Source organism: Rhizobium sp. PP-F2F-G48 (genome assembly GCF_004342335.1).
In the GTDB taxonomy this organism is placed as follows: domain Bacteria; phylum Pseudomonadota; class Alphaproteobacteria; order Rhizobiales; family Rhizobiaceae; genus Ferranicluibacter.
On the sequence record NZ_SLVH01000006.1, the window covers coordinates 63,790 to 89,082 of the forward strand.

General features: G+C 64.9%; 25 protein-coding genes and 1 pseudogene. 15 read left to right on the forward strand and 11 right to left on the reverse strand.

Annotated features, from left to right (window positions below):
- Window positions 1-193 precede the first annotated feature (193 nt).
- The 3 genes from C8J36_RS14990 (at window position 194) to C8J36_RS24955 (ending at window position 2,698) form a co-directional block, all read left to right on the forward strand.
- Complete coding sequence (locus tag C8J36_RS14990; RefSeq protein WP_132536038.1) at window positions 194-1,528, forward strand: MFS transporter; 1,335 nt, start codon at window positions 194-196, stop codon at window positions 1,526-1,528.
- A gap of 443 nt (window positions 1,529-1,971) precedes the next feature.
- The gene (locus tag C8J36_RS14995; RefSeq protein ID WP_062475155.1) at window positions 1,972-2,490 is read left to right on the forward strand and encodes a DUF1465 family protein; all 519 of its coding nucleotides are present in this window, start codon (window positions 1,972-1,974) and stop codon (window positions 2,488-2,490) included.
- A gap of 37 nt (window positions 2,491-2,527) precedes the next feature.
- Window positions 2,528-2,698 carry a hypothetical protein gene (locus tag C8J36_RS24955; RefSeq protein ID WP_165915066.1) on the forward strand — a complete coding sequence of 57 codons (171 nt, stop codon included), beginning with the start codon at window positions 2,528-2,530 and terminating at the stop codon, window positions 2,696-2,698.
- Window positions 2,699-2,892: 194 nt separating this feature from the next.
- Here C8J36_RS24955 and rpmE read toward each other — a convergent pair whose 3' ends face one another.
- Window positions 2,893-3,114, reverse strand: a complete 222-nt coding sequence (gene rpmE, locus C8J36_RS15000) for a 50S ribosomal protein L31 (RefSeq protein ID WP_018327882.1) — start codon at window positions 3,112-3,114, stop codon at window positions 2,893-2,895.
- Window positions 3,115-3,411: 297 nt separating this feature from the next.
- Here rpmE and C8J36_RS15005 point away from each other — a divergent pair, with 297 nt between their 5' ends.
- Both C8J36_RS15005 and C8J36_RS15010 read left to right on the forward strand, forming a co-directional pair.
- On the forward strand, window positions 3,412-5,208 hold the full coding sequence (locus C8J36_RS15005) for an ABC transporter transmembrane domain-containing protein (RefSeq protein ID WP_132536303.1): 1,797 nt from the start codon (window positions 3,412-3,414) through the stop codon (window positions 5,206-5,208).
- A 199-nt stretch (window positions 5,209-5,407) separates the two neighbouring features.
- The gene (locus C8J36_RS15010; protein ID WP_132536040.1) at window positions 5,408-6,391 is read left to right on the forward strand and encodes a tripartite tricarboxylate transporter substrate binding protein; all 984 of its coding nucleotides are present in this window, start codon (window positions 5,408-5,410) and stop codon (window positions 6,389-6,391) included.
- A gap of 205 nt (window positions 6,392-6,596) precedes the next feature.
- Here the strand turns inward: C8J36_RS15010 and C8J36_RS15015 are convergent, their stop codons facing one another.
- The 5 genes from C8J36_RS15015 to C8J36_RS15035 form a co-directional block, all read right to left on the reverse strand.
- Window positions 6,597-7,628, reverse strand: a complete 1,032-nt coding sequence (locus tag C8J36_RS15015; protein ID WP_062595801.1) for a peptidoglycan -binding protein — start codon at window positions 7,626-7,628, stop codon at window positions 6,597-6,599.
- A gap of 1 nt (window position 7,629) precedes the next feature.
- A complete protein-coding gene (locus C8J36_RS15020) occupies window positions 7,630-8,709 on the reverse strand; it encodes a MotA/TolQ/ExbB proton channel family protein (RefSeq protein ID WP_062595802.1) in 1,080 nt (359 codons plus the stop codon).
- Window positions 8,710-8,943: 234 nt separating this feature from the next.
- Window positions 8,944-9,744, reverse strand: a complete 801-nt coding sequence (locus C8J36_RS15025) for an inositol monophosphatase family protein (RefSeq protein WP_132536042.1) — start codon at window positions 9,742-9,744, stop codon at window positions 8,944-8,946.
- A 247-nt stretch (window positions 9,745-9,991) separates the two neighbouring features.
- On the reverse strand, window positions 9,992-11,227 hold the full coding sequence (locus tag C8J36_RS15030; protein WP_132536044.1) for a tetratricopeptide repeat protein: 1,236 nt from the start codon (window positions 11,225-11,227) through the stop codon (window positions 9,992-9,994).
- 8 nt (window positions 11,228-11,235) lie between these two features.
- Window positions 11,236-11,889, reverse strand: a complete 654-nt coding sequence (locus tag C8J36_RS15035; RefSeq protein WP_062595804.1) for a thiamine phosphate synthase — start codon at window positions 11,887-11,889, stop codon at window positions 11,236-11,238.
- Between the two features lie 248 nt (window positions 11,890-12,137).
- Here C8J36_RS15035 and C8J36_RS15040 point away from each other — a divergent pair, with 248 nt between their 5' ends.
- Window positions 12,138-12,398, forward strand: a complete 261-nt coding sequence (locus C8J36_RS15040) for a metalloregulator ArsR/SmtB family transcription factor (protein ID WP_062595805.1) — start codon at window positions 12,138-12,140, stop codon at window positions 12,396-12,398.
- Window positions 12,399-13,575: 1,177 nt separating this feature from the next.
- On the opposite strand, the gene C8J36_RS15045 is transcribed toward C8J36_RS15040, so the two are convergent.
- Window positions 13,576-13,749 (reverse strand): DUF465 domain-containing protein, encoded by a 174-nt coding sequence (locus C8J36_RS15045; protein ID WP_082477274.1) that lies wholly within the window; start codon window positions 13,747-13,749, stop codon window positions 13,576-13,578.
- A gap of 298 nt (window positions 13,750-14,047) precedes the next feature.
- On the opposite strand from C8J36_RS15045, the gene C8J36_RS15050 reads away from it, so the two are divergent.
- From C8J36_RS15050 to C8J36_RS15075, 6 genes are all read left to right on the forward strand, one after another.
- On the forward strand, window positions 14,048-14,251 hold the full coding sequence (locus tag C8J36_RS15050) for a YdcH family protein (protein WP_062595807.1): 204 nt from the start codon (window positions 14,048-14,050) through the stop codon (window positions 14,249-14,251).
- Window positions 14,252-14,411: 160 nt separating this feature from the next.
- Window positions 14,412-14,876, forward strand: coding sequence for a 5-(carboxyamino)imidazole ribonucleotide mutase (gene purE / locus C8J36_RS15055; RefSeq protein ID WP_132536305.1), 465 nt, complete (start codon window positions 14,412-14,414; stop codon window positions 14,874-14,876).
- The gene (locus tag C8J36_RS15060) at window positions 14,873-15,922 is read left to right on the forward strand and encodes a 5-(carboxyamino)imidazole ribonucleotide synthase (RefSeq protein ID WP_132536046.1); all 1,050 of its coding nucleotides are present in this window, start codon (window positions 14,873-14,875) and stop codon (window positions 15,920-15,922) included. The genes purE and C8J36_RS15060 overlap by 4 nt, the downstream gene beginning before the upstream one ends.
- Before the next feature lie 204 nt (window positions 15,923-16,126).
- A complete protein-coding gene (ykgO, locus tag C8J36_RS15065; protein WP_034855034.1) occupies window positions 16,127-16,252 on the forward strand; it encodes a type B 50S ribosomal protein L36 in 126 nt (41 codons plus the stop codon).
- 119 nt (window positions 16,253-16,371) lie between these two features.
- A complete protein-coding gene (locus tag C8J36_RS15070) occupies window positions 16,372-17,028 on the forward strand; it encodes a hypothetical protein (RefSeq protein ID WP_165915067.1) in 657 nt (218 codons plus the stop codon).
- A 142-nt stretch (window positions 17,029-17,170) separates the two neighbouring features.
- Window positions 17,171-18,205 carry an alpha/beta hydrolase gene (locus C8J36_RS15075; protein ID WP_245506577.1) on the forward strand — a complete coding sequence of 345 codons (1,035 nt, stop codon included), beginning with the start codon at window positions 17,171-17,173 and terminating at the stop codon, window positions 18,203-18,205.
- Window positions 18,206-18,302: 97 nt separating this feature from the next.
- Here the strand turns inward: C8J36_RS15075 and pyk are convergent, their stop codons facing one another.
- Both pyk and C8J36_RS15085 read right to left on the reverse strand, forming a co-directional pair.
- The gene (gene pyk / locus C8J36_RS15080) at window positions 18,303-19,742 is read right to left on the reverse strand and encodes a pyruvate kinase (protein WP_062595810.1); all 1,440 of its coding nucleotides are present in this window, start codon (window positions 19,740-19,742) and stop codon (window positions 18,303-18,305) included.
- Window positions 19,742-20,113 (reverse strand): annotated as a pseudogene (locus tag C8J36_RS15085) (DUF1036 domain-containing protein); the annotation flags it as partial. The pseudogene C8J36_RS15085 and the gene pyk, both read right to left, overlap by 1 nt.
- Window positions 20,114-20,409: 296 nt before the next feature.
- Here C8J36_RS15085 and C8J36_RS15090 point away from each other — a divergent pair.
- The 3 genes from C8J36_RS15090 to C8J36_RS15100 all read left to right on the forward strand — a co-directional run bounded on the left by C8J36_RS15090 (window position 20,410) and on the right by C8J36_RS15100 (window position 22,108).
- Window positions 20,410-21,204: an N-formylglutamate amidohydrolase gene (locus tag C8J36_RS15090; protein ID WP_132536048.1), complete on the forward strand. Its 795-nt coding sequence runs from the start codon at window positions 20,410-20,412 to the stop codon at window positions 21,202-21,204.
- Window positions 21,205-21,317: 113 nt separating this feature from the next.
- A complete protein-coding gene (locus C8J36_RS15095) occupies window positions 21,318-21,623 on the forward strand; it encodes a DUF1244 domain-containing protein (protein ID WP_132536313.1) in 306 nt (101 codons plus the stop codon).
- Window positions 21,624-21,841: 218 nt separating this feature from the next.
- Window positions 21,842-22,108: a DUF2312 domain-containing protein gene (locus tag C8J36_RS15100; RefSeq protein ID WP_092989277.1), complete on the forward strand. Its 267-nt coding sequence runs from the start codon at window positions 21,842-21,844 to the stop codon at window positions 22,106-22,108.
- Window positions 22,109-22,215: 107 nt separating this feature from the next.
- Here the strand turns inward: C8J36_RS15100 and C8J36_RS15105 are convergent, their stop codons facing one another.
- Together C8J36_RS15105 and C8J36_RS15110 are read right to left on the reverse strand one after the other, a co-directional pair.
- The gene (locus tag C8J36_RS15105; protein ID WP_132536050.1) at window positions 22,216-22,944 is read right to left on the reverse strand and encodes a LuxR C-terminal-related transcriptional regulator; all 729 of its coding nucleotides are present in this window, start codon (window positions 22,942-22,944) and stop codon (window positions 22,216-22,218) included.
- Window positions 22,945-23,134: 190 nt separating this feature from the next.
- Window positions 23,135-25,117: a DUF882 domain-containing protein gene (locus tag C8J36_RS15110; protein WP_132536052.1), complete on the reverse strand. Its 1,983-nt coding sequence runs from the start codon at window positions 25,115-25,117 to the stop codon at window positions 23,135-23,137.
- Between the last annotated feature and the right edge of the window lie 176 nt (window positions 25,118-25,293).

The following is a 25,293-nucleotide window of genomic DNA, read 5'->3' on the forward strand; positions in this document are numbered from 1 at the left end:
TCGGGTTTCGTGGCCGGAGGCTTGTGACTTGAGACCAAAGGGTTGGAGACCCGTCCTGCCCGGAGCACGGCGCGTCGCGGATGGCATGGCGGGACCGGGCTTGAACATCGTAGGCAGATTGATGCGCAAACCGATTCCGGTTTCGGGAAAATTGCAGTAGGTTCGCGCGCACGTCCGGAACAAGCGGAGTCTCATGACCAGAAACCTCCTCCCCGTCGCGGCCCTTCTCCTTGGAACGCTTTTCCTGTTTCTCGGCAACGGCCTTCACAGCTTGCTCCTGCCGATGCGCGGCACCACGGAGGGCTATTCGGCCACGCTGCTCGGCCTGCTCGGCACGTCCTGGGCGAGCGGCTTCGTGCTCGGCTGCCTGACGGCGCCCGCCATCGTGCGGCGCGCCGGGCACATCCGGGCCTTCAGCATCTTCGCCGCCATCCTCGCCATCGTCGCGCTGATGACCGGCATCCATGTCGATCCCATCTGGTGGGTGGTGCTGCGCGCCTTCACCGGCTTCTGCACCGCCGGCACCTCGATGATCATCGAGAGCTGGCTGAACGAGCGCGCCACCAACGAGAGCCGCGGCGCGATCTTCTCGCTCTATATCGCCATCACCCTGTTCGGCGTGGTCGCCGGCCAGATGATCGTGCCCTTCGGCGACACCAATACCACCGTGCTCTTCATGGTCTGCGGCATCGTCTATTGCGTGGCCATGCTGCCCACCCTGATGTCGACCGCCGTGTCGCCCCAGCCGCTGAAGCAGGTGCGCCTCGACCTTGCCGGACTCTACCGCAATTCGCCGGTGTCCTTTCTCGGCATCCTGATGATCGGCATCGCCAATGGCGCCTATGGCACGCTTGCCGCCGTGTTCGGCCGGCAGGCGGGCCTGCCGGATGCGGATGTGGCTGTGATGGTCAGCACCGTCATCTTCCTCGGCGCCGTCATGCAGTTTCCGGCCGGGCGCCTGTCCGACCGCATGGACCGCCGCTACGTGCTCGCCGGCATTTCCGCCGTCGCCGCACTGGCGGGGCTCCTGATCTTCCTGTTCGAGCCGGCCGGCAAGGTGTCGCTGCTCATCATGGTCGGGCTCTATGGCGCCATGTCGAACGCGCTCTACCCGATCGCCGTCTCCCACGCGAACGACTTCGCCGCACCGGAGGATTTCGTGAAGGTCTCGGGCGGCCTGCTGCTGCTCTACGGCATCGGCACGATCATCGGCCCGACGGTCGGCGGCCCCGTGATGACGACGATGGGGCCCTATGCGCTGTTCATGATCACCGCCTGCGCCCACGTCATCGTTGCGGGCTATGCCCTCTTCCGCAGCCGCATGCGGGCGGCCGTGCCGGTCTCGGAGCGGGACCCCTTCCCCGCGACCATGTCGAACGGTCCGCTGATGGCCACGCCCGAAAGCCTGCAGATGTCGCCCCGCGCCTCACAGGCCGCAACGGCCGATCCTGCCGCGGATCCAGCCCCGGACCTGGTGGCGGAAACGACCGCAGACGACTTCAACGGGGACGCGCAGCGCGACCCCTGAGGCGGGTCGGCGACCGGCGACTCAGGCGCCGCCTGCTCGGTTCGGCCTTCTCTGTGCGCAAGGATGAACGAAGCCCTAACAGGATGACGATTGCGGCAGATCGGCATGGGAACAATAGCCGATTAACCGTCCGTTAAGCATTTCGGTTTATACATCATGGCATCCAGTTCGCTCTGGACTCAGACGTTTCAGCCTCGGCGAATGGTCTGATTTTCTCCCTGTTTTACCTTGAGAGCCGCTTTCCGCGGCTCTTTTTTTTGCCTTAATTCTGCCGCCACCAGAGCGCATTCATCAAAGTGTGGATGTTAACCCTTTCTTAAGAATAGACTTGCGTGTTTTACGCTATGAGATCATTCTTGGTCTCGAGAAGAGCGGCGTTAGAAACTTTTTATCGATCCGCCCGTTACCTGACTGAGTGAATGCGTCCAACCAGGGAATAAACCATGTCCGAACGCGGATTGAACACCGTCAGTTTTGCAGGCCACGCCGCAGCATCGGCACAGTTCAAGGCGCTCTACGCTGAGGGCATGGGACTGGTCGAGGAAACGGCGAGCTACCTCGACGGTCATGGCCGCGCGGCCTCGAAGGTTCTTCCGCGCATGGCATCCGTTCTCTACGCGGCCGAATCCATGCGTTTGACCACCCGCCTGATGCAGATGGCCTCTTGGCTCCTGCTGCAGCGCGCGGTCAACAATGGCGAAATGACGCGCGATCAGGTTCTGTCGGAAAAGAACAAGGTCCGTCTCGACAGCTTCAATGTGGATCGCACGGCGCCCGGCTGGTCCGACCTTCCGGAAGGCTTCCGCGACCTGATCGACCGTTCGCTCCGCCTCCAGAACCGCGTTGCCCTGCTCGACCGCGAAATCTACCGCCCCCAGGAAGCCGGCAGCTTCGTGCCCGACAACCAGAACGGCGTGAAAGCCCAGCTGAACCTGCTGCAGACGGCCTTCGGCGCGAACTGAGGCCTTCATATCGACAGCGTCATGAAACGAGCCCGGCATGCCGGGCTTTTTCGTGTCTGGTCGTTGGCTTCATCGGTTCGGCGTCGAGCCCGTGTCCGCACCTCATCCGCCTGCCGGCACCTTCTCCCCGCTCAGCGGGGCGAAGGGAGGTGTGGCGCAGGTGCCGTACGACAGTGAAATCTTTTACCAGCAGCATCTGTTGCCATGAGACCGGTGTGGCGTTCGGCGTACGCCCTTCTCCCCCGCGCGCCGGAGAAAGTGCCGGCAGGCGGATGAGGGGCAGCCACGCGCACAGCCCAAAGCGATCTGCACCCGTCTTGCAAAACGCAAAAAAGCCCGGCGAACCGGGCTCTTGCAATACAGTCCTGCAGCCCGCGCGAGAGCGCGGCGCCGAAGCGGGTCTTACAGGCCGAGGCCTTCGAAACGCTTCTTGAACTTGGAAACGCGGCCGCCGCGGTCCATGAGCTGCTGGTTGCCGCCGGTCCAGGCCGGGTGCGACTTGGGGTCGATTTCAAGGTTCATGGTCTGGCCTTCGGAGCCCCAGGTCGAGCGGGTCTCGTACTCGGTGCCGTCGGTCATGACCACCTTGATCATGTGGTAAGCGGGATGGATATCAGCCTTCATAACACTCTTCCTGCAGTTCCCGGGTCCATTTGTCGCAGCCACTTGCGGCTACCGGACCGAACACGATAATGAAGCCGCAGACCGCGTTTCGGCCAACGTCTTTTCAATTGGATGCGGTGCCTATACAGGAAGGCCTCGGAGATAACAAGGGCCGACAACAGGCCCGGCCGATGATCTCATGGCCAGACATGATGGCCAGACATCATGGCCAGACATGATCCGACCGGGATATGATCTGACGGCAAGACAGGCGACGCGTATCGTCCGGGGACCGGACGAGTGGAGGACAGTGTGGCGATCGAGAATGACAAGGCGGCAGGACGCACGCGAAACGTCCGCCCGCTGGCCGGGCTGCTCCCCTATGTGAAGCGTTATCGGGGGCTGGTGACCGGTGCGGCCGTCTGCCTCGTCGCAGCGGCGCTGACCACCCTCACGCTGCCGCTCGCGGTGCGCCGCATGATCGACCACGGATTTTCCAATTCCGACCGCGCTTTCATCAACACCTATTTCGCCATGCTGATGGTGCTGGCGATCGTTCTGGCTCTTGCGAGCGCCGGCCGGTACTTCTTCGTCATCACGCTCGGCGAACGCGTGGTGGCCGATATCCGGCGCGAGGTCTTCGACCATATCACGCGGCTGTCCCCTGCCTTCTTCGATGTCAATCAATCCGGCGAGATCGTCTCGCGGCTGACGGCGGATACGACGCAGATCAAATCCGCCGTCGGCGCCACGGCCTCCGTCGCGCTGCGCAACATCATTCTCTGTCTCGGCGCCATCGCCATGATGGTCTATACCAGCCCCAAGCTGTCGAGCCTCGTGCTGATGGCGATCCCCGTCATCGTCTTTCCGCTCGTCGCCTTCGGCCGCAATGTCCGCCGCCGCTCGCGCGAGGCGCAGGACCGGCTGGCCGGCGCATCGGCCTATGCCAGCGAGGCGATCGGCGCGATCCGCACCGTCCAGGCCTTCAATGGCGAGGCGACCGCGATGGCGCGCTATGGCCGTACGGTGGAAGACGCCTATCTGGCCGCCCGCGGCGCGATCACCGCACGCTCGGCGCTGACGGCTTTCGCCATCACCATGATCTTCGGCAGCGTCGTCGCCGTGCTCTGGTTCGGCGCGCAGGACGTGCTGGCCGGCACCATCTCGCCCGGCACGCTCGGCCAGTTCCTGCTCTACTCGGTCTTTGCGGCGGGCAGCCTCGGCGCGCTGTCGGAGGTCTGGGGCGAGCTGTCGCAGGCCGCGGGCGCCGCCGAGCGATTGCGCGAGCTGCTGCAGGAACGGCCCGACATCGCCGAACCCCTGCACGCCAAGCCGCTGCCGCAGCCGGCCGCCGGCCGTGTGGCCTTCGACGGCGTCCATTTTTCCTATCCGACGCGCCCGCAGGAGCGCAGTCTGAAGGGCCTGACGCTTGAGGTGGAGCCCGGCCAGACGGTCGCCATCGTCGGCCCGTCCGGCGCGGGCAAGAGCACGCTGTTCTCGCTGCTGTTGCGGTTCTACGATCCCGTCAGCGGGGCGATCCGCCTCGACGGCGTCGATATCCGTGCGCTCTCGCCCCGCGACCTGCGCGCCCGGCTGGCGATCGTCCCCCAGGACGTCACCATCTTCGCCGCCACCATCCACGAGAACATCGCCTTCGGCACGCCGGGCGCGACGCGAGACGCAGTGGAGGCGGCGGCTCTGGCGGCGCAGGCCGACGGCTTCATCCGCGCGATGCCGGAAGCCTACGACACCCCGGTCGGCGAGCGCGGCATCACGTTGTCGGGCGGCCAGCGCCAGCGCATCGCCATCGCCCGCGCCATCCTGAAGAACGCGCCGGTGCTGCTGCTCGACGAGGCGACCTCCGCACTGGACGCCGAAAGCGAAACGCTGGTGCAGACCGCGCTCGACGGGCTGATGCGCAGCCGCACGACGCTCGTCATCGCGCACAGGCTGGCAACCGTGCTGAAGGCGGACCGGATCCTCGTCATGGACCAGGGCCGCATCGTCGAAGACGGCACCCATGCCTCGCTGGTGCGCCAGGGCGGGCTCTATGCCCGGCTGGCAAGGCTCCAGTTCGATCACGGGTCGCAGGCGCTGAACGTCGCCAATCTCTGACGCCTCTGGGCGGTTTTCCACCCACATCCGGGGCCGACGGGTGGAAGACCACCCATCACGGCGCGTTCGCACGGTAAAAGCGGCGCTCCGGCGGGCGCCGGCGATTGTCTGTTTCGATCCCGGGATGTCACTCTCCCGTTCGGCCGGCGCTTCGGAGGTTGCGCTGCCCGAAATCTCAGACAGTAACGGGAGGAACGCGATGTCTGTCTTCAAATCCCTTTTGACCGGAGCGCTGCCGGCTTTGGCGCTGGCGCTGGCGGTCGGCACCCATGGCGCGCAGGCGCAGGAATTTCCGGATCGCACCCTGACGATGGTCGTGCCCTTTGCCGCGGGCGGCTCGACCGACGTGGTGGCGCGCATCGTCGCCCAGAAGATGTCGGACGATCTCGGCCAGCAGGTCATCGTCCAGAACGTCGCCGGTGCCGGCGGCAATCTGGGCGCGAGCAATGTCGCGCGCGCCGATCCGGATGGCTACACGATACTGATGGGCACGGTCGCGACGCACGCGCTGAACCCGCTGATTCTGAAGACCAAGCCCTACGATCCCGAAACCGACTTCGCGCCCATCTCGCTTCTGGTGCTGGTGCCGAACGTCCTCGTCGTCAATCCGGAACTGCCGGCAAAGACCGTGGCCGAGCTGATCGCCCTTCTGAAGGCCGATCCGGAGAAATATGCCTATGCCTCCTCGGGCAACGGCACGCCGCTGCATCTCTCGGGCGAGCTTTTCAAGAAGATGGCCGGCGTCAGCATGCAGCACATTCCCTACAAGGGCTCCGGGCCGGCGCTGAACGACGTCATCGGCAACCAGGTGCCGATCATGTTCGACAACCTGCCCTCCTCCTCCGGCCACATCAAGGCCGGCACACTGCGGGCACTGGGCGTGACCACGGCCGAGCGTGCGGCCTCCTTCCCCGATGTGCCGACGATCGCCGAAACCGTTCCGGGATACGAGACCTATACCTGGAACGCGCTGTTTGCCCCGGCCGGCACGCCCGAACCCATCATCGCCCGGCTGAACGCGGCCGCGAAGAAGGCCATGGCCGATCCCGCCGTCGTCGCCCGCATGAAGGACTTCAGCGCCACCATCGTCGCCTCGACGCCGGACGAGCTGAAGGCGCATGTGAAGGCCGAGATCGTCAAATGGACGCCGGTGGTGAAAGACGCGAACGTGACGCTGGATTGAGGAGAGAGAGGTTGGATGGGGCTCGCCCCTCATCCGCCTGCCGGCACCTTCTCCCCGCCTGCGGGGAGAAGGACTTGAGGCACAGCTTTCGCGCCACATTGAACGGCCGAGCGGGCCACGTCCCCTCGCCCCGCAGGCGAGAAGAGGGTTAGGGTGAGGGGGTAGCCCCAAGGCCGCAACCGGACGACCACACACACTGCCCGCCCTACTTCTCCGTCAGCTTCAACTCGATACGCCGGTTCTGGTCGCGGGCTTCCTTGGTGTCGCCCTCGGCGATCGGCTGGAACTCGCCGAAGCCGGCGGCGACCAGGCGGCCGGGGGGAACGCCCTTCGAGATGAGGAATTTGACCACCGAGGTGGCGCGGGCGGAGGAAAGCTCCCAGTTGTCGACATAACGGCCCGAGCCCGACAACGGCACATTGTCCGTATGTCCGTCGACGCGCAGCACCCAGTTGATTTCGGCCGGAATCTCCTTGGCGAGATCGAGCAGCGCCATGGCGAGCTTCGCCATTTCCTCCTGCCCCGCCGGATTGAGCTCGTTGCCGCCCGAGGGGAAGAGCACTTCCGACTGGAAGACGAAACGGTCGCCGACGATGCGGATGTTTTCGCGATCCGACAGGATCTCGCGCAGCCGGCCGAAGAAATCCGACCGGTAACGGTTCAGCTCCTGCACGCGCTGCGCCAGCGCCACGTTGAGGCGGCGGCCGAGATCGGCGATCTTCGTCTGGGAGGTCGCGTCGCGGGCCTCGGAGGCTTGAAGCGCGCTTTCGATGGCGGCGATCTGGTTGCGCAGGGCCGCGATCTGCTGGTTGAGCAGGTCGATCTGGCTCATGGCCCGGCCGCTCGCCTGCTGCTCGGCCTCCAGCCGTCCCGTGAGGTCGCCGATGCGCTGGTCGGAAGCCGCCGAGCTGCCGCTGCCCTGATCGAGCAGGGACTGCAGCCGCGAGCGCTCGCCTTCCGACGTCGCAAGCGAGGCCTGCAGATTGGCGAGCGAATCCTCCAGATCCTGCTTGCCGCTCTTCTCCAGCGCCAGAAGCTGGGTCAGCTCGTTGATCTGGCTGTTCAGCCGCGTCAGCACCTCGTCCTTGCCGCTGATTTCGCGGCTGAGGAGGAACTGCGCGAGCACGAAGACCGAGAGCAGGAACATGATGGCGAGGAGCAGCGTCGACAGCGCATCGACGAAGCCCGGCCAGTAATCCACGGTGCGCTGGTGGCGACCCCTGCGTCCGAGCGCCATCTCAATCCTGTCCCGTCTCTTCGCTCGCGCGGCGCGGCGTCGGCAGGGTCTTCCGGTCATTGTCGGAAAGCCGTGCGGCCAGCTTGTCGAGCGTGCGGCGCATGGAGCGCGCTTCCTCCTGCTGGGCCTCGATCCAGTCGCGCAGCATCTGCTGCTCGCCGCGCATGTTCTTGACCAGTCCCTGAATGCCTTCGGCAAGGCTCGCCATGGCCGCAGTCGTCCGCTGGCTGGTGCCGCCTTCCTGCGCCATGCGGCTCAGTTCCTCGGCCAGAAGCCGCAGGTCTTCCGGACGGTTGCCGGTGCCGGCCTCGGAGCGCACGTTCACGTCGGAGCTGACATCGGTGACGGAGGAGAGCCAGTTTTCGAGCTCGGTATAGAAGCGGCTCTGCGCTCGTCCGGCCTGCAGATCGAGGAAGCCGAGCACGAGCGAACTCGAAAGGCCGAAAAGCGAGGTGGAGAACGCCGTGCCCATGCCGGTCAAAGGCGCGGACAGGCCGGTCTTCAGGGCCGAGAGCACGTCGTCCGTGCTGCCGCTGCCCGCATCCAGCGACTGGATGACGGTGTTGATCGAGCCGATGGTGCCGAGCAGGCCCCAGAAGGTGCCGAGCAGGCCGAGAAAGACCAGCAGCCCGATGAGATAGCGCGACGTATCGCGCGATTCGTCCAGCCGGGTCGCGATGCTGTCGAGGATGGACCGGAGCGCCGCGGTGGAGATCGCCATCGAATGGCGCTTGCCGATCAGCGCGCGCATGGGCGCGAGCAGCACCGGATCGCGGCCGACCTTGTCGGCACTGCCCGCGGCACGGAAGCTGTTGAACCAGCGCACCTCGGGCCGGAGCGCAAGCACATGAGTGAAGACGAGGAGGATGCCGATCAGCAACACGCCGAGAATGAGCCCATTGAGGCCCGGATTGCTCAGAAAGGCCGTCTGCGCCTGCCGGAACAGGATGGCCCCGACGAAGCCGACGATGATGAGGAAGATGACCATGGTCCAGAAGAACACCATGGGGCTCGTCAGCTTGTTCGGATTGTAGTCCTCGCCCTGCTCCGCATCCCAACCAGACAATGTCAGTTTCGCCATGCCGCTTCTCTCGATTCCCAGCCGGCCGCCCGGTCATCGATCGGCCGGGTCCGCCATATGGCGCAGACCCTACTTCATAATGCTTAAAACCGGAACGGTTCGTCCGCATATTCTGCACGGGCGGAAAGACCCGTGCGGAACGTCCCCGACCGGCCCGGCACAATCAGGATCGGGCGCTTTCGCGCGGCCAGGATCGGGCGCTTTCGCGCGGACGATCGAGCGTTCTGCCCGGCCTTATTTTCCGGGCATCGGACGGTGCAGAACCTCATGCAGCGCCTTGCGGATATATTCGTTGCCGGCGACGATCGAGCCGTCTTCCATCGGCTTGTTGCCGCCGTCGATATCGGCGATCCAGCCACCGGCCTCGCGCACCATCAGCATGCCCGCGGCCAGATCCCACGGCATCAGCCCGCGTTCCCAATAGCCATCGAACCGGCCGGCCGCGACATAGGCGAGCGCGAGCGACGGCGTGCCGAGACTGCGGACGCCGGCGACTTCGCCCATCACATGGCGCAACTCGATCAGGTAATTGCCGTGGTGGCCGCGGCCGAGAAAGGGCGTGCCGGTGGAGATGACGGCATCCGCAAGGCTGCGGCGGGCGGCGACGCGCAGGCGGCGATCGTTGAGAAACGCCCCGCCGCCGCGCTCGGCGGTGTAGAGTTCGTCGGTCGCGGGATTGAGGATGACGGCCGTGACGATTTCGCCCTGACGTTCCAGCGCGACGGTGATGGCGAAATGCGGAATGCCGTGCAGGAAGTTGGTGGCGCCGTCGAGCGTATCGACGATCCAGCGATGCGCGCCGTCCGTACCCTCGACCTCGTCGCCGTCTTCGCCGAGATAGCCATAGGTCGGGCGGGCCTTCATCAGCTCTTCGCGGAGGATCTTTTCAGCCTTGCGATCGGCCTGCGACACGTAATCGCCCGGCCCCTTCATGGACACCTGCAGGTTCTGCACCTCGCCGAAATCGCGGGACAACGACTTGCCGGCCTTGAAGGCGGCCTGGACCATGACGTTGAGAAGGGCGGAACGGGCCATTTCGGGCTTCCTCTGAAAAAAGCGCCGGAAAGAGGACCGGCAGATCGCGGGGCTGTCACAGAACGGTCGGCGACGACGGCGCTTTTCAAGAGCGGACCGGGATCAAGCCGACAACGCGGCGGATCGTCCTGACGATCCACCGGGCGGCGCTTCAAGACCACAGATCCCCGCCGATTTCAAGTCCCTGCGCGGACACGGCGCGCCGGCAGCAGGCGCGGAGCCGACCGAGGGAACGATCGATGACGCCTCAGCCGCGCGCCGCGCGAAACCGGTTTGCCGCCTCGCGCGCCGCTTTCTGCTGGTCCTCGCCGATCCCGAGATAGAAATCCTCGAGGTCGTCGTCCTTCAGGCCGGCGCGACGCGACAGCACGTACCACTTGGCGGCTTCCACCGGATTGGGCCGGGTGCCGATGGCATTGATATAGAGATGCGCCAGCTTGTTTTGCGCCACGACATTGCCGGCACTGGCGGCGCGCAGCATCCAGCCGAAGCCCTGCTCGAGATTGCGGCCGCCGCCGATGCCGTCGATCAGCCAGATGCCGGCATCGAGCTGGGCCGTATCGACCCCGGACGCGGCCGCCCGCAGCAGCCATTCCCGCGCCCGCTCGCGCTTGTCGTCCGGGATGCCATCGACATTGAGATAGATCTGCGACAGCGCATATTGCGCATCCGCGATGCCCTGCTCGGCAGATTTCTCATAAAAGGGCAGTGCCGCCTTCAAGCCGGCCTGCCCCGGCTGGTCGGCCACGAGCAGCTGCGCGTAATTGAACTGCGCGGACGGATTTCCCCGCTCGGCAGCCTTCTTCATCAAGTCTTCGGAACGCGCCTTGTCGCGCGGCACATCCCGGCCCTCCATCAGGAGGATGGCGTATTTGAACATTGCCGTGGGATCGCCGGAGGCTGCAGCCTGCCCGTACCAGAAGGCGGCATCCTTGGGCTTGCGCGGAACGCCGAGGCCCTGCGAGAAGATTTCCGCCACCAGCGTCTGCGCCGCGGCATCGCCGAGCTGCGCCCGCGGCAGGGCAAGCTCCATGGCCGTGAGATAATACCCGCGCTGGAACGCGCCATAGGCATCGTCGGCCTTGCCCTCGAACGGCTTTTCGGCCGGCAGCGCCGGAAGCGCAGCCCCCATGCGCTCCAGCACGTTGACCCCGCCCGACGGCGCGATCCGGCCGTCCGCAGGCTTGGCCTCGCCGCCCGGCCGCCGCAGCGCCGGAACCTCGTTTTCGGGAAGGGCCGCACCATTGAACGGCGTGATGCGACCGCGCTTGGCCGTCACGCCCTGCTCCGCCGCATCCGGCGCGCCGGCGCTTTGGCCGTCCCCCGCGGGTGCCGCGTCGATCGGTGGCTCTGCCGGATCGATGGTGACCGTGTCAGGCTCGACGCCCGGAAGCGCCTCCTGCGCGCGCGCAGGCAGTCCCGCCAGACCTGCGACGAGCAGGGCCAGGGACAAAAGGCAGAGACGGGGCGAACGATCCAGCATGGCAGGTCTTAAGCGCCAAACCGTGGCGCTTTTTCGTCCAGCAGCGCATTCACCTCGGCAATGACGGCGGCGGCGCGCTCCGGCACCTCGAAAACGGCCCGATGCAGCGCCACGAATTCGGCACCGCTTTCCGCCACCACCAGCGCGGAGGCCGGATCGGCGCCGCCCATGACGATGCAGGGGATCTCGATCATCGAGGACCACCATTCGCCAAGCGCGACATTCTTGCCGTGCGCCTCGGGCTTGATGTCGCCATTCAGCTTGCCGAAGAAGATATAGTCGGGCTTGGCCTCGCCGATCTCCAGCGCATGATGCCGGTCGGCCGCATTGCCGCCGCCGACGATCAGCTTCGGCGAGAACTTTTCCATCGCCTCGCTCATGGCTTCGTGGTTGCCCTCGACATGCAGGCCATCGGCGCGCGCGCGCCCGGCAACCCTTGTATCGCCCGCAACGAGCGCCGCGGCGCCGGCCTCCTGGATGATCGGCACCAGCGCTTCGGCATGTTTCTGGAAGGCCTGATCGTCGAGGCCGTATTGCGGCAGGATGACGGAGGCGACATCGCCACCCTTCAGCGCGTCGCCGACGATGCGGGCCCGCTCGGCGGGGTCCGCGATATCGGGGACGATGAGGACGAGGCGGCAGCGGTTGTCGGTCAGGCTCATGAAGGTTGCTCCGGCAGGTCGCAGGGGACGTGCATCTGTGCGTGGTCTGCGTGTTTATCTGTGCGTTGAGCGATACCCGCTCGCGCCACGGGGATCAACCATGCCGGGATCGGCCGTTCTTCTACTTTTGAGAGAAAGCCGCTTGGGGGCCTGCTCGCATTGGACGAAAATTAGGAGATTGTAAAAAATAGGTTGTAGCAACGCACAATTTACTTGATGCCAATGTGCATTTCCAATAACCTTCTAATATGTCGAATATCTCGCCCTTCAGTGCCATCGCAGATCCCAACCGTCGCTACCTGTTGGAGGAACTTCGGCGTGCGCCGAAGACCGTCAACGAACTTGCCGAAGGCTTACCGATCAGTCGTCCGGCGGTTTCACAGCACCTCAAGGCTCTGCTTGATTCCAACCTCGTTTCCGTTTCGCCCAACGGAACGAAACGCATCTATCAGATCAACAAGCCGGGATTCGACGCCGTCAATCTCTGGCTGGACCAGTTCTGGGCCTAGTTGCCGCTGCCGGACGCGGTTATCAGCGGATAAGCCAGCCGTGGGGCCTGGCTTGCGACCTCGAGATAACCGAGCAGCAAGGCAAAAGGCCTGACAAGGCGCCGATCTCATGCCTGTAAGGCGTATCGGCGAAGACGCCTGCTTCCCGTCGAGAAGGACGGACCTCGATTGCCGTCCGGATGTCACGCTCCGGATCGGCTGCATCCGTGCCCGCCATGCCCTAAGGGGCGAATGCCGTTGTCCGCCCGCTGCCGTTTTATGCCCAATGCCGTGATCCGACAGGGCGAGCGCCTGTCGGGAGAAGCGTCGAGAGGCAAAGCCTGCCGCAATACAGAAAGCCGGTCGCACTCCAGTGTGAAGGTTTTTTGCGATGAACGACGGACATAAAAACAAGGGCCTCAAGCGCAATGGCGAATCTGAAAGATCGCGACGCGCTCGAACATTCTCGTGAACCCCGGCTCGCAGGACATGGTCTCACGTTTTGTTCTACCGCATTGTCCGACCCCGAAGCGGTGCCGCCTCGGCTGACCAGGCTTTTGCGCAAACCGTTATCGCAGACCCGATTCCCGATTCCCGATTCGCGCACGATGCTGAAAGGCACGGGGAGATCCGAATCAGGCAGGTCCCAGGACCCAAAAATCGGGCAACGCTGCACGGGCCGTCCGTGGCCCCGCGAATCGCCAGACTGTGCGGATAGACCAGCCACGACCTCTCCCCGTTGCTCCGATCGCTATCCTTTCCGCCGGCAGGTCGCGATTGCAGGACGTCCCGACCTCTGCCTTGGACGCAACAAACCATCGGACCGAGACGTCGAGCGATTCGAGACCATGCTCTGCGATGGTGCGAATGTCGGCATCTCGCGGGATGGCGCGCGTCTTGCGGACGGCGGGAGCGTGGAGGACGGAAGCGCGCGCCGGCGGCGGACCTGCTGGAGGCGATGCCCTCGACGTCGCACGAAGATGTGTCGATTGAAGTGTGGAAACGCCGGACCGGCATCGAGAATTGCGCACCCTGAAGCCGGTGCGTTCGAAAACCCGGACCCTTAAAAAGCCGACGCCTCGCAGCGGGCGTCAGCCGGTCTGCGAGGCGTCTTGCTTGTCGTGCGCGGAACCAAGGCCGTCATGATCGGCCCGGTCCGCCTGCTCTGCAAATTCCCTGGAGAGATTGCTTTACGTAATCAATGAGTCGTCGAACGGATCTTGGCGATCTCGTCCTTCAAACGCAACTTCCGACGCTTGATCGTGGCAATATATTCGTCTTCCACTGACGGTCTTGTCAGAGCCGAGTGCAGCTCTTCTTCGAGCACGGTATGTTTTTTCTCAAGCGTTGCAAGATGAGCCTCAATGTTCATGTGGCAGTCCCTTCCTTTTGCTTGCATCCAGTCGCCAGGCGCCGGATGTTCAGTTTCTAACCGGTGAAGTGTGCCATGCGTTTGCCGATTTGTCGAAGGCGAAATCGCAAGAACGGATAACTTCCCGTGAACGATCGTTCTATGCTAGAGGATCGCGCCTTGGATGAATCGCGCACGGGGCCGGAAGGTTCCAACCGCATCGCGATGATCCGAACCGGCCTGCTTCGACCGTGCGGCCACGCACCCATTTTCTTACCCGACGACAGTTCTGCCGCCGGATGCCGACAGGGAAATCCTCATGCCCGATCAGGACCAGGCCGAACTCAGACTGGGCGTCGCGCGTCTGCGGCAGGAGCACGAGGATTACGATGTCGCCATCAACGCGATGATCCAGACCGGCTGCGATGCCCTGCGCATCCAGCGGATGAAGAAAAAAAAGCTGGCCATCAAGGACAAGATCACCAAGATCGAGGATGTGATCATTCCCGACATCATCGCCTGATGCTGGCTTGAGACTGGCCTGATGCCGACAGGCGTCTTCGAAGCCGGCGCCCGCCTCTTCCGCCAATCTTTTCGCCAATCTTTTGGCCAATCTTTTCGCCAAATCTTTTGAAGGAGTGCGAGACGTGACGAACCCCGGCCCGCCCCCCGTCGCCATCATCATGGGAAGCCAGTCCGACTGGGAGACCATGAAGAATGCCGCCGACATGCTCGATGCGCTCGATGTTCCCTACGAAGCGCGCATCATCTCGGCCCATCGCACGCCCGACCGGCTGGTGAGCTTTGCCACCACTGCCCGCGAGGAAGGCTTCAAGGTCATCATCGCCGGTGCCGGCGGTGCGGCCCACCTTCCCGGCATGACCGCCGCCATGACCGCCCTGCCCGTCTTCGGCGTGCCGGTGCAGTCGAAGACCATGTCCGGGCAGGACAGCCTGCTCTCGATCGTTCAGATGCCGGCCGGCATTCCCGTGGGCACGCTCGCCATCGGCCGGGCCGGCGCCATCAATGCCGCTCTGCTGGCGGCCGCCGTCCTTGCTTTGTCCGATCCGGATCTCGCCGACAGGCTGGACATCTGGCGCGCGGAGCAGAGCGCCGCCGTCGCCGAATACCCGGTCGATCCCGCATGATCACGCTCGGCATCATCGGAGGCGGCCAGCTCGGCCGCATGCTCGCCATGGCCGCTGCGCGCCTCAATGTGCGCACCGTCATTCTCGAGCCGCAGGCGGATTGTCCGGCAGCCCAGGTCGCCAACCGGCAGATCGCAGCCCCATACGACGACGAAGCCGCCCTCGACGCGCTGGCGGATGCCTGCGACGTCGTCACCTATGAATTCGAGAACGTGCCGGTGGTGGCCGCCGCCCGTCTCGCCCGCAGCCTGCCGGTCTACCCGCCGCCGAAAGCTCTGGAAGTCTCGCAGGACCGGGTGACCGAAAAGCGGTTTCTGAACGCCTGCGGCCTGGAGACGGCCCGCTTCCACGCGATCGACAGCGCCGCGGAGCTGGCCGCGGCGCTCGCCGATTTCGGCGGCAAGGGCGTGCTGAAGACCCGTCGTCTCGGCTATGACGGCAAGGGGCAGCATGTCTTCCGCGATGGCCGCGACGATGCCGCGGCGGTCTATCAGAGTCTCGGCGGCGTGCCGCTCATCCTCGAAAGCTTCATCGCCTTCGACCGCGAACTCTCCATCATCGCCGCACGCGGCACCGATGGCGCGTTTGCCGCCTTCGATCCGGCCGAAAACGTTCACCGCAACGGCATTCTCCACACTTCGACCGTTCCCGCGACGATCGATCCGGCCGGCACCGATGCCGCGATCGCCGCCGCGAGAGCGATTCTGGACACGCTCGATTATGTCGGCGTCATCGGCGTGGAATTCTTCGTGCGGCCGGATGGTGGGCTCGTCATCAACGAGATCGCGCCGCGCGTCCACAATTCCGGCCACTGGACCGAGGCCGCCTGCGTGGTCTCGCAGTTCGAGCAGCATATCCGCGCCGTCTGCGGCCTGACGCTCGGCGATACCGCCCGCCATTCGGATGCGGTGATGCAGAACCTGATCGGAGGCGACATCGACGACCTGCCGCGCTGGCTGCAGGCGCCGCGCACGCTGGTGCATCTCTACGGCAAGGCGGACGCCCGGCCGGGCCGCAAGATGGGCCACGTCACGACGCTGGCCTGAGGGTGGTGCCGGATGCCGCAAGCCTCCTAAAAACCCGGCTTCCCGGCCAAATTCCCCGCCCTTGATGTTGACAGCGGCCCGGGCTCGGGGTATTTGCCAGCCACCGTAAAGAGCGCGCTCAGCCCTGACAGGCTCGCAGGCGCGCTTTTTGATTGTTTAGACCCTGTGCGAATGTGCATTCGCCGCAACCTGCGGATCAGAAAGATGAAGATCAAAAATTCGCTTAAGTCGCTGAAGGCCCGTCATCGCGAAAACCGTCTGGTTCGCCGCAAGGGTCGCGTCTACATCATCAACAAGCTGAACCCGCGTTTCAAGGCCCGCCAGGGCTGAGGCACTCTGCCGAACCGGGACTGCTGTGACCGGCGTTTCGACCTTGGGTCGAGGGGCATGTCATAAAATTGATTTGATCTGAGGCCATGGCGGGATACCTTCTCACCATGGCCTTTTTCATGTCCCGTCTCCTGATTCCCGCGACATCCAGCCTCATCCCTTTCGTGGCGGCCCTTCTGGTCGTGTCCCCGATCGGCCCGGCTCGGGCTGCGGATACCGGGCCGTCTGCCGTGACGGTGCCGGCCGTCGATGCGCAAGCGGCAAAACCGGCCGAGCCCGAAAAGCTGCCGACACGGGCCGAGAAGCTCGACACGCTCTTTGCCGCGCTGAAGCGCGAGCGGGACGTCGAGACGGCAAGCGGCATCGCCGACCAGATCCGCATGGAATGGCAGGATTCCGGCAGCGCCACCGTCAATCTCCTGATGCAATGGGCGGCGAAGGCCGTTGCCGACAACAAGCAGCCGAGCGCGCTCGACCTTTACGACCAGGTCATCGCGCTAGCGCCCGACTATGTCGAAGGCTGGAACCAGCGGGCCACGCTGCATTACCAGATGAGCAACTACCGCAAATCGATGTCCGACATCAACCGCGTGCTGGCGCTGGAGCCGCGGCACTTCGGGTCGCTGGCCGGCATGGCGGCGATTCTCACCGCGTCCGGCAAGGACGAGCTGGCGCTGCGCGCCTGGGAGCAGTTCCTCGCCGTCTACCCCGCCGAGCGCAAGGCGCAGGAGCAGGTGGGCGAGCTGGAAGAGAAGCTGGCCGGCAACCGGACCTGACGGTGCAAGAGCATCGGCCGTGGCGGTGAACCGCCCTGCATCCCCCTTCGTATGAACCGCAGAATCCAGATGCCGCCCGAAGCCTGACGACAGGTGTTGCCCTCGGCTGCGGGATCGCAGACGGTGCAACGACGACAGATCCATGACTCTCATTCCACGTTTCAGGACCATCATGCTTTCGACGCTTGCGACCTTCCTCATCCTGATCGCCGTGGGGGTCGGCGCAGGCACGTATCAGGCTTCGGCCTTCGAGCGCGACAATGGCAATCGCGGCGAGCTGATCGATGTCGGCGGCTACAGGATGAACAGCGTGCACGTGCCCCGCCCGCCCGGTGCCGACCTGCCGCCCATCGTCTTCATCCACGGCGCCAGCGCCAATCTCAACGATCCCATGGCAGCCTTTCGCGAAAAGCTCGAGGGCCGGGCCGAGATGCTGTTCCTCGACCGCCCGGGCTTCGGCTATTCCGAGCGCGGCGGTCCGCGCAATGCCTATCCGGATGGGCAAGCGGATGCCGTGGCCGCGCTGATGAAGAAGCGCGGCATCGGCAAGGCGATCATCGTCGCGCATTCCTTCGGCGGGGCGATCGCCGCGACCTTCGCTTTGAACCACAGCGACATGGTGGCCGGCCTCGTCTTCCTCTCGCCGGCCACCCATCCCTGGCCGGGCGGCATCGACTGGTACTATGACGTCGCCAAGACGCCTCTGCTCGGCGATCTCTTCGCAACGCTCGTCGCGCCCACCGTAGGCCGCCTGCTGGTGGACAAGGCGACGCGCGGCGTCTTTGCGCCCAACCATCGGCCGGACGACTACATCGCCGAGAGCAAGACCTATCTGGCGCTGCGCCCGGCGACCTTCCGCAACAATGCCATCGATATCGCCAACCTCCTCGCCTACGTCAAAACGGTCGCGCCGCGCTATGTCGAGATCAAGGCGCCGACCGTCATCATCACCGGTGACAGGGACAAGGTCGTCCTGCCGGACATTCATTCGCGCCAGCTGCACGAGGCGATCAGGGGCTCCAGGCTGGTCACCATTCACAATCTCGGCCACAAGCCCGACTACATCGTCACCGACGTCGCCATCGCGGCCATCGAGACCGTTGCGGGCGAAAAGCCCGATCTGGAGGGTCTTGCCCGTGCGGCCGAAAAGCGCATCGCCGGCGACGACGCGGACTGAGCGACAGGCCCGAAACACAAAAGCCCATAACGCGAAAACGCCGCGCCTTTGTCACAAGGCGCGGCGTTTTGCTGTTCGGTTCGCTTTGTCGGCGGGATCAGATACCGCCGGCGCCGTCTTCGCTGATATAGGCGATGCGCAGCATGTTGGTGGCGCCGGGCGTGCCGAGCGGTACGCCGGCCGAGATGATGATGCGATCGCCCGGGGAGGCAAGGCCTTCGGAGGCGACGATGCGGCAGGCGCGGTTGACCATGTCGTCAAGGTCCGTCGCGTCGTGGGTGACGACGCAATGCATGCCCCAGACGACCGAAAGCCGGCGCGCGGTCTGGATGACCGGCGAAAGCGCCAGGATCGGCACCTGCGGACGCTCGCGCGCCGTGCGCAGGCCGGTATTGCCCGAGGACGTGTAGCAGACGATGGCCGACAGTTTCAGCGTTTCGGCGATCTGGTGCGCGGCAAGCGAGATCGCATCCGCACCGGTTGCTTCCGGCGGCGTGCGCTGGGCGTAGATGATGCCGGAGTAATGCGGGTCCGTCTCGACCTTGCTGGCGATCGACGACATGGTGGCGACGGCCTCGACCGGGTAATCGCCGGAGGCGGACTCGGCCGAGAGCATGACGGTGTCGGCGCCTTCGAAGACCGCGGTAGCGACGTCGGAAACTTCGGCGCGGGTCGGAACCGGTGCCGAGATCATCGATTCCAGCATCTGCGTGGCGACGACCACCGGCTTGCCGGCGCGGCGGCAGGCGCGGATGAGCTGCTTCTGCAGGCCGGGCACGGCCTCGAGCGGCATCTCGACCCCGAGGTCGCCACGGGCGACCATCAGCGCATCCGAGAGCTCGATGATCTCGTCGATCCGCTCGATCGCCTGCGGCTTCTCGATCTTCGACATCAGGCCGACGCGGCCGCCGGAGATCTTGCGAACCTCGATCAGGTCCTCTGGACGCTGAACGAAGGAGAGCGCCACCCAGTCGACTTCGTTCGTGGCGAGCACGGCATCGAGGTCGGCGCGGTCCTTGTCGGTGAGAACGCCGACGGCAAGCAGCGTATCGGGCAGGCTCACGCCCTTGCGGTCGGAAATTTTGGTGCCGGACACGACCGTACAGACGATGCTCTTGCCATCGGCGCTTTCGGCCCGCAGATGCAGCTTGCCGTCATCGATCAGCAACCGGTCACCAGCCTTGACGGATTCGAGAATTTCCGGGTGCGGCAGGAAGACACGGGTCTTGTCGCCCAGCGTCTCGTTGTTGTCGAGCGTGAAGGACTGGCCGGGAACGAGGTCGACCTTGCCGTCGACGAACTTGCCGACGCGCAGCTTCGGGCCCTGAAGGTCGGCGAGGATGCCGATCGGGCGGCCGCAGCGCTCTTCCACGGACCGGATGCGCTGGATCAGCGTGCGCATCATGTCGTGGCTGGCATGGCTCATATTGATGCGGAAAAGATCCGCACCCGCCTCGTGCAGCTTCTGGATCATCGACTCCTCGTTCGACGCGGGTCCCAGCGTCGCGAGGATCTTGGCTTTTCTATTCCGTCTCATCAATTCTGGCCTTCTTGAGTCCCGGGCGTGTCGGAGAGCTGAACCATCCAGCTGCCTTGACGTCCCGTGTCATATTCCTTGAAGCCCATGCGCTGAAAACCGCGCGCGAAACAATCCTGCACGCCGACGATCTTGAACTCGTTCTCGGCGACGCACATGTTGACATTGCCCGTCCAGCGACCCCCGCGCGCCGCATCCTCGGCGTAGAGATAATAATAGCGGGACTGCAATTCGCCCTCGATCAGCGTCGCGCAGGTGGTGGCAGGTACCTGCCACCAACCCTCGGTGATCCAGCCTTCCTTGGCGCGGTAGCCGATGGCGACCCCAACCAGGTTCTGCGTACCGTTGCAGACGCGAAATTCGGCGCGGGCCTCCGTTGCCAGGAGAGGCGAGGCGAGCGCGAGCGCGAAGACAGTCAATCCACCGAGAGACAAGCGACGCATGTTCGACGAGGAGAGAAGATGTCGAGACACGGTTTCCAATGGTGCTCCATTGCATTTTGTCGAGGCACTTTCTTGCGACGGTGCGGGGCGAAAGTCAACGGACGTGTAAGCGCTCATTTCCGGCTTTTTCCGGGCGGACGCGACGGGGGACCGACGCCGCCGCCTTGCGATCGCCTTTTCCGCATGTCATCCAAATTCTAAAGGCATGCAAAGAGGTTGAACCCATGGCCGACGAGGCGCCGTTCGAGATCATCAGAGGCGAGATGCGCAGCGGGCTCGTGCTGCTCGGCGACCACGCGACCAACCGGCTGCCACTCCGCTACGGCACGCTCGGCCTGCCCGAAAGCGCCTTCGAACGGCACATCGCCTATGACATCGGCGTGGAGCCGCTGATCCGGCAACTGGCCGCGCGGCTCGACGTGCCCGCGGTGATGAGCCGCTTCTCGCGCCTGCTGATCGATCCCAACCGGGGCGAGGACGATCCGACCCTGATCATGAAGATTTCCGACGGCGCGATCATCCCGGGCAATCATCCCTTGTCTCCGGAGGAAGCCGAAGCGCGGCTGGACGGGTTCCACCGCCCCTACCACCGGGCCGTGGCCGGCACCCTTGCCGAGGTCGCGGAGGCCGGCGGACGAACGCCGCTGATCCTGTCGCTGCATTCGTTCACGCCGGCCTGGAAGGGCGTGCCCCGGCCCTGGCACGTCACCGTGCTCTGGGATACGGACGCGCGTGCGGTGCTGCCGCTGCTCGCGGCGCTGCGCGAACCCGGCGATGTCGTGGTCGGCGACAACGAGCCCTATGACGGGGCGCTGCGGGGCGACACGCTCTACCGGCATTGCATGGAGACCGGCATGCCGCATGCGCTGATCGAGGTGCGCCAGGACCAGATCGCGACACCGGAAGGCGTTGCCGCCTGGGTCGACCGGCTGGCGCCGATCTTCGAGCGGCTGAACGCCCGGCACGACCTGCACCTGAGCGAACGACACCCCTCCCGCACGGGACCCTACGCCACGTGATACCCTGGGGCCCGAGCGCCCTGCCCTCTTCGCCGCCTGCCCGCACTGCCGACCGAAAGGACATCCCCATGCCAGACACGACCGCCGCCCCCACCTCCGCCCCCACATCCGGCATGCCCGACCTGACGCCGGACCAGCGCACCGCCTTCGAGGCCGCCGCCTTCCGGCGCCTGCTGGCGCATCTCGACACGCGCAGCGACGTGCAGAACATCGACCTGATGACTCTTGCGGGTTTCTGCCGGAACTGCCTGTCGAACTGGTACCGCGACGCGGCCGAGGCCAGCGGCCAGCCCTTGACCAAGGAGCGATCCCGCGAGATCGTCTATGGCATGCCCTACGACGAATGGCGCGAGAAGCACCAGCGCGAGGCGAATGCCGATCAGCAGGCGGCCTTCGAGATCGCCCGCCCGAAGGAATGAGGTCGGCGACAAGGGTGCACACGCCCTTCCGCCCGCCGCATTCTTTGCGCAAAACAACTTGACCTCGACGCCGCTTCACGGCAGGTGACGGCCCAGCCGGGCATGAGGCCCAGAAGACCCGAACGCCTCCGAAATTTCCGCATCCCGTCATTGCCTTTTCCGGCCGGACGGCACGATGCATGGTCAATCAAACAGCCTGAACGAAAAGGACAACAGGAATGGACGAGAGAACAATCCCGGAAACGGGCGTGGAAAACGTCGCCGCTGCCGAGCTTCGCCAGTTCATCGAGCGTATCGAGCGCCTGGAAGAGGAAAAGGCTGCGATTGCCGACGATATCAAGGACGTCATGGGCGAGGCCAAGGGCCGCGGCTACGACACCAAGGCCATCCGCACGATCATCCGCCTGCGCAAGAAGGATGCGAACGAGCGCATCGAGGAGGAAACGATCCTCCAGACCTATATGGCCGCGCTCGGCATGGAATAGCAGGCTCTGCGGCCCCGACCGCAGCCACCATCAACGCCGCGCGTCGGGATCGACGGGCGGCGTTTTCGTTTCTGGGCCACGCAGAGACGCCTGGCGCCGGCGGCATGTCAGTGGATGAGGCTGCGCCGGATGGCATCGGCGATGGCGTGCGTTCGGTTGGCGGCACCGAGCTTCTTGATCGCCGACTTGATGTAGCTGTTGACCGTATCGTTCTGATAGCCGGTCACCCGCGCGATGCCCTCGCTGGTCAGCCCGTGGCTGGCCTGCATCAGGCAGGCGACCTCGCCGCGTGACAGGCGCAGATGGGCTGCCGCGAAGCGCTCCATCAGCGGCCGTGTCACGGCGGCATGCACGGAGGGAGCGATCAGCGTGAGAAACGCGATCTCCTCGCTGTCGAAGGGTGTCTGCCGGCTGAACATGACGACGCCGTAGACGACGGAGGACCGCGTCACCGGCACCAGCGTCCGATTGTAGACATGGAAGGTGGACAAGACCCGATCGAGAAGCTCGGGCCTCGGCACGCCTGCAAACACCTCTGCCTCGACGACGAGCTGGCCCGTGTGGACCGCCTCGACGATAGGATCGATCTGGTAAAGCTGCTCCCGAACATAGGTCTCTATGAAGGCCGGCGGCAGATCGGTATCGACGGACGCGCCCTGACCGAACCGATAGCCTTCGAGGTCCAGTCCGCTGATCGAAATGTAGTCGAACGGCACCGCCCGTCGCAGGCGATCGACCACCGGATTGGACGCGAAATAGCGATGGCTCGGAACGGTGCGAAGGTCGCGCCATTCCGCGCGCAACGGCGAAAGCAACGATGGCGTCTTGCTGGCCATGACGGGACTCCGAATGCCGACTTGCAGTAAGTCTTGGCAGACATTGTCAAAATCCGCACAGCATCACAACCAAAAGATCTATTTCTAGGGGTTTTTACCGTATAGAGACAGAAATGCCCCGGTTTTCCGGGGCATTCATGCATCTTGGACCTCGCCTGGCCACGCGCGCGGCGATCGAGCGCCGCAGCCATCAGTTGAACCGCTTGACTTCCATGAAGTTGACGGCCGTGCCGCTGAACTTGCTGGTATCGGATGCCGCCGGGCCGGTGGTGAAGCCTGCGGAATAGACGGTGGTCGGCGATGCGCGCAGCGAACGGGACACGAAACGCGGCGCCTTGACCGGCTTCGACAGCGTCGCCATGCGGCTGGTCGAGAGCGCCCATTCCGCAATGATCTTCTGCGTCAGCTTCGGCTCCGTGCGAACCGAGGACCGATGCGCGGCATCCGCCTGCACCTTCTTCGGGCGCGCGGCCTTGGTCGGCGCTTCGGCCGGCACATCGAACGCGCTGCCGAACGGATCCCGCGGAGAGGCGGACGGCGACGGCGCGTAGGAGGCAAGCTCCACTGGCGGCGACGGGCGCACCGGCGGCGGTGTCGCCGCTGCCATACGGGTGGCGTCCTGGGCCGGGGCCGCGATGCGGGCCGGTACGGAGGCCACGCTTTCCGGCCGTTCGGCCGGCACGGTGCCGACGGTCGGGGCGGCGAGCGCGACCTTGGCGCGAGCTTCCGCCGCCGTCTCCAGCGGAACTTCGGCGGTGGCAACCACGGCCGGAGCCGTCGTCGTGGGTGTCGGGAGCGGCTCTGCGGCCATGCCGGCGGGCGCACCGGCGACATCGGCCTGGGCGACCGCCATCAGCGCGGCTTCCCCGGCCGGCCGAAGGGCCGGGACCGGAACGAAGCCGAGCGCCTCGGAATCTTCCGTCATGGCATTCGGGTCCGCACCCGGATTGGCGCTGGCGAGCAGCGCTTCGCTACCCTGCGGGTCGGTCTGGCGTGCCATGGGCACGGGCACCTTGTAGCTCCGGAGGTCGGCAAACTCGCCCGTCTGAGGCTCATCGGGCAGCGCTGCAGCCAGAGCATCCTGCGCAGCATTCCGCTGCGGCGCGACGAGCGCCGTCTGAACCGCCGTATCGGCTTCCTGGAAAGCGGGCCGCACGAGCGGTACCGGCGCCTTGAGCGTCTGCTCGGCAACGACGGGACCGTCTTCGGCACCTTCGACACCGGCGAGAACGGGCTGCTGAACCGGAGCGGCGGCAGGCTTGGTGGTCCGGGCCTGGGCGGGGGCTTCGGAATCGTCGCTGTCGGCACCGCTGGCGATCGCCGTTGCATCCTCGTCCTCGTCGCCGCTGCCAAACAGCATGGCGAAGAGGTTCTTGCCGCCGCGCTTGGTGTCGCGATCGCCCGCACCCTTGGTGCCGCCACCGGCGACTTCGATGGCGCTGGAGCCGACACGGCGCTTGTAATCCGCAACCGCCTGCTCATAGCCGGGAAGCGGCGAGCCGTCGGAGGGAAGGTGCATGGTCTTGCCGTCCGGGAACAGGCGAACGAGTTCGCCGCGGCTCATGCGCGGCCAGGCACGCACGCCGCCGACGTCCATATGGACGAAGGGGGAACCGGAGGTCGGATAATAACCGACGCCGCCGACCTGGAATTTCATGCCGATTTCGCGCAGCGTCTTCAGCTTCACGTCGGGAAGATAAAAGTCCATCGCCTTGCCGAGCATGTGCTGGCTCTTCTTGGCGACGCCCTTGGTGCGCGAGCGCAGCATGCCGTTGGTGGCAGGTGAGCGATAGGCGGAAACGACGTGGATGTAATCGCGCGAGCCGCTCTTCTGGTAGACTTCCCAGATCAGGTCGAGAAGACGCGGGTCCATCTTCGTCGGCTCGTTGCGGCGCCAGTCGCGCAGCATGTTGTTGACCTGCTGCAGACCCTTCGGGTCATAGCGGCCATTGCGCTTGAAGGTGATTTCGGCCTTCTCGCGGGTGTGAATGAACAAGATCTTGAGCGTCCGGGTCTGGCCGGCAGCCTCGACGGCCGGCACCACGCCCGGCGTCACCATGGATGCAGCGATGACAAGCGATCCGAGAAGACGCGGCATACGCCCGGCCCAACGGCTGCAAAGGTCGCGCACTTTGGCGCCGAAAGGCGTTATCATTCCCGACAAATCCTGCAAACCTTCTTCCCCGTCGACGGACGCGCCGCTCCCTGCGGCCATCCAGTTGACTGTCAAATACGGTGACAGCATGGCATTTATGCCACAGTCGTCACTTATCCTTATAATATAGTGAACGGATCACTAACAAGGTCTAAACGACAGCGAAAGATTTTGACGAAGGCTTGAGGCAAGGA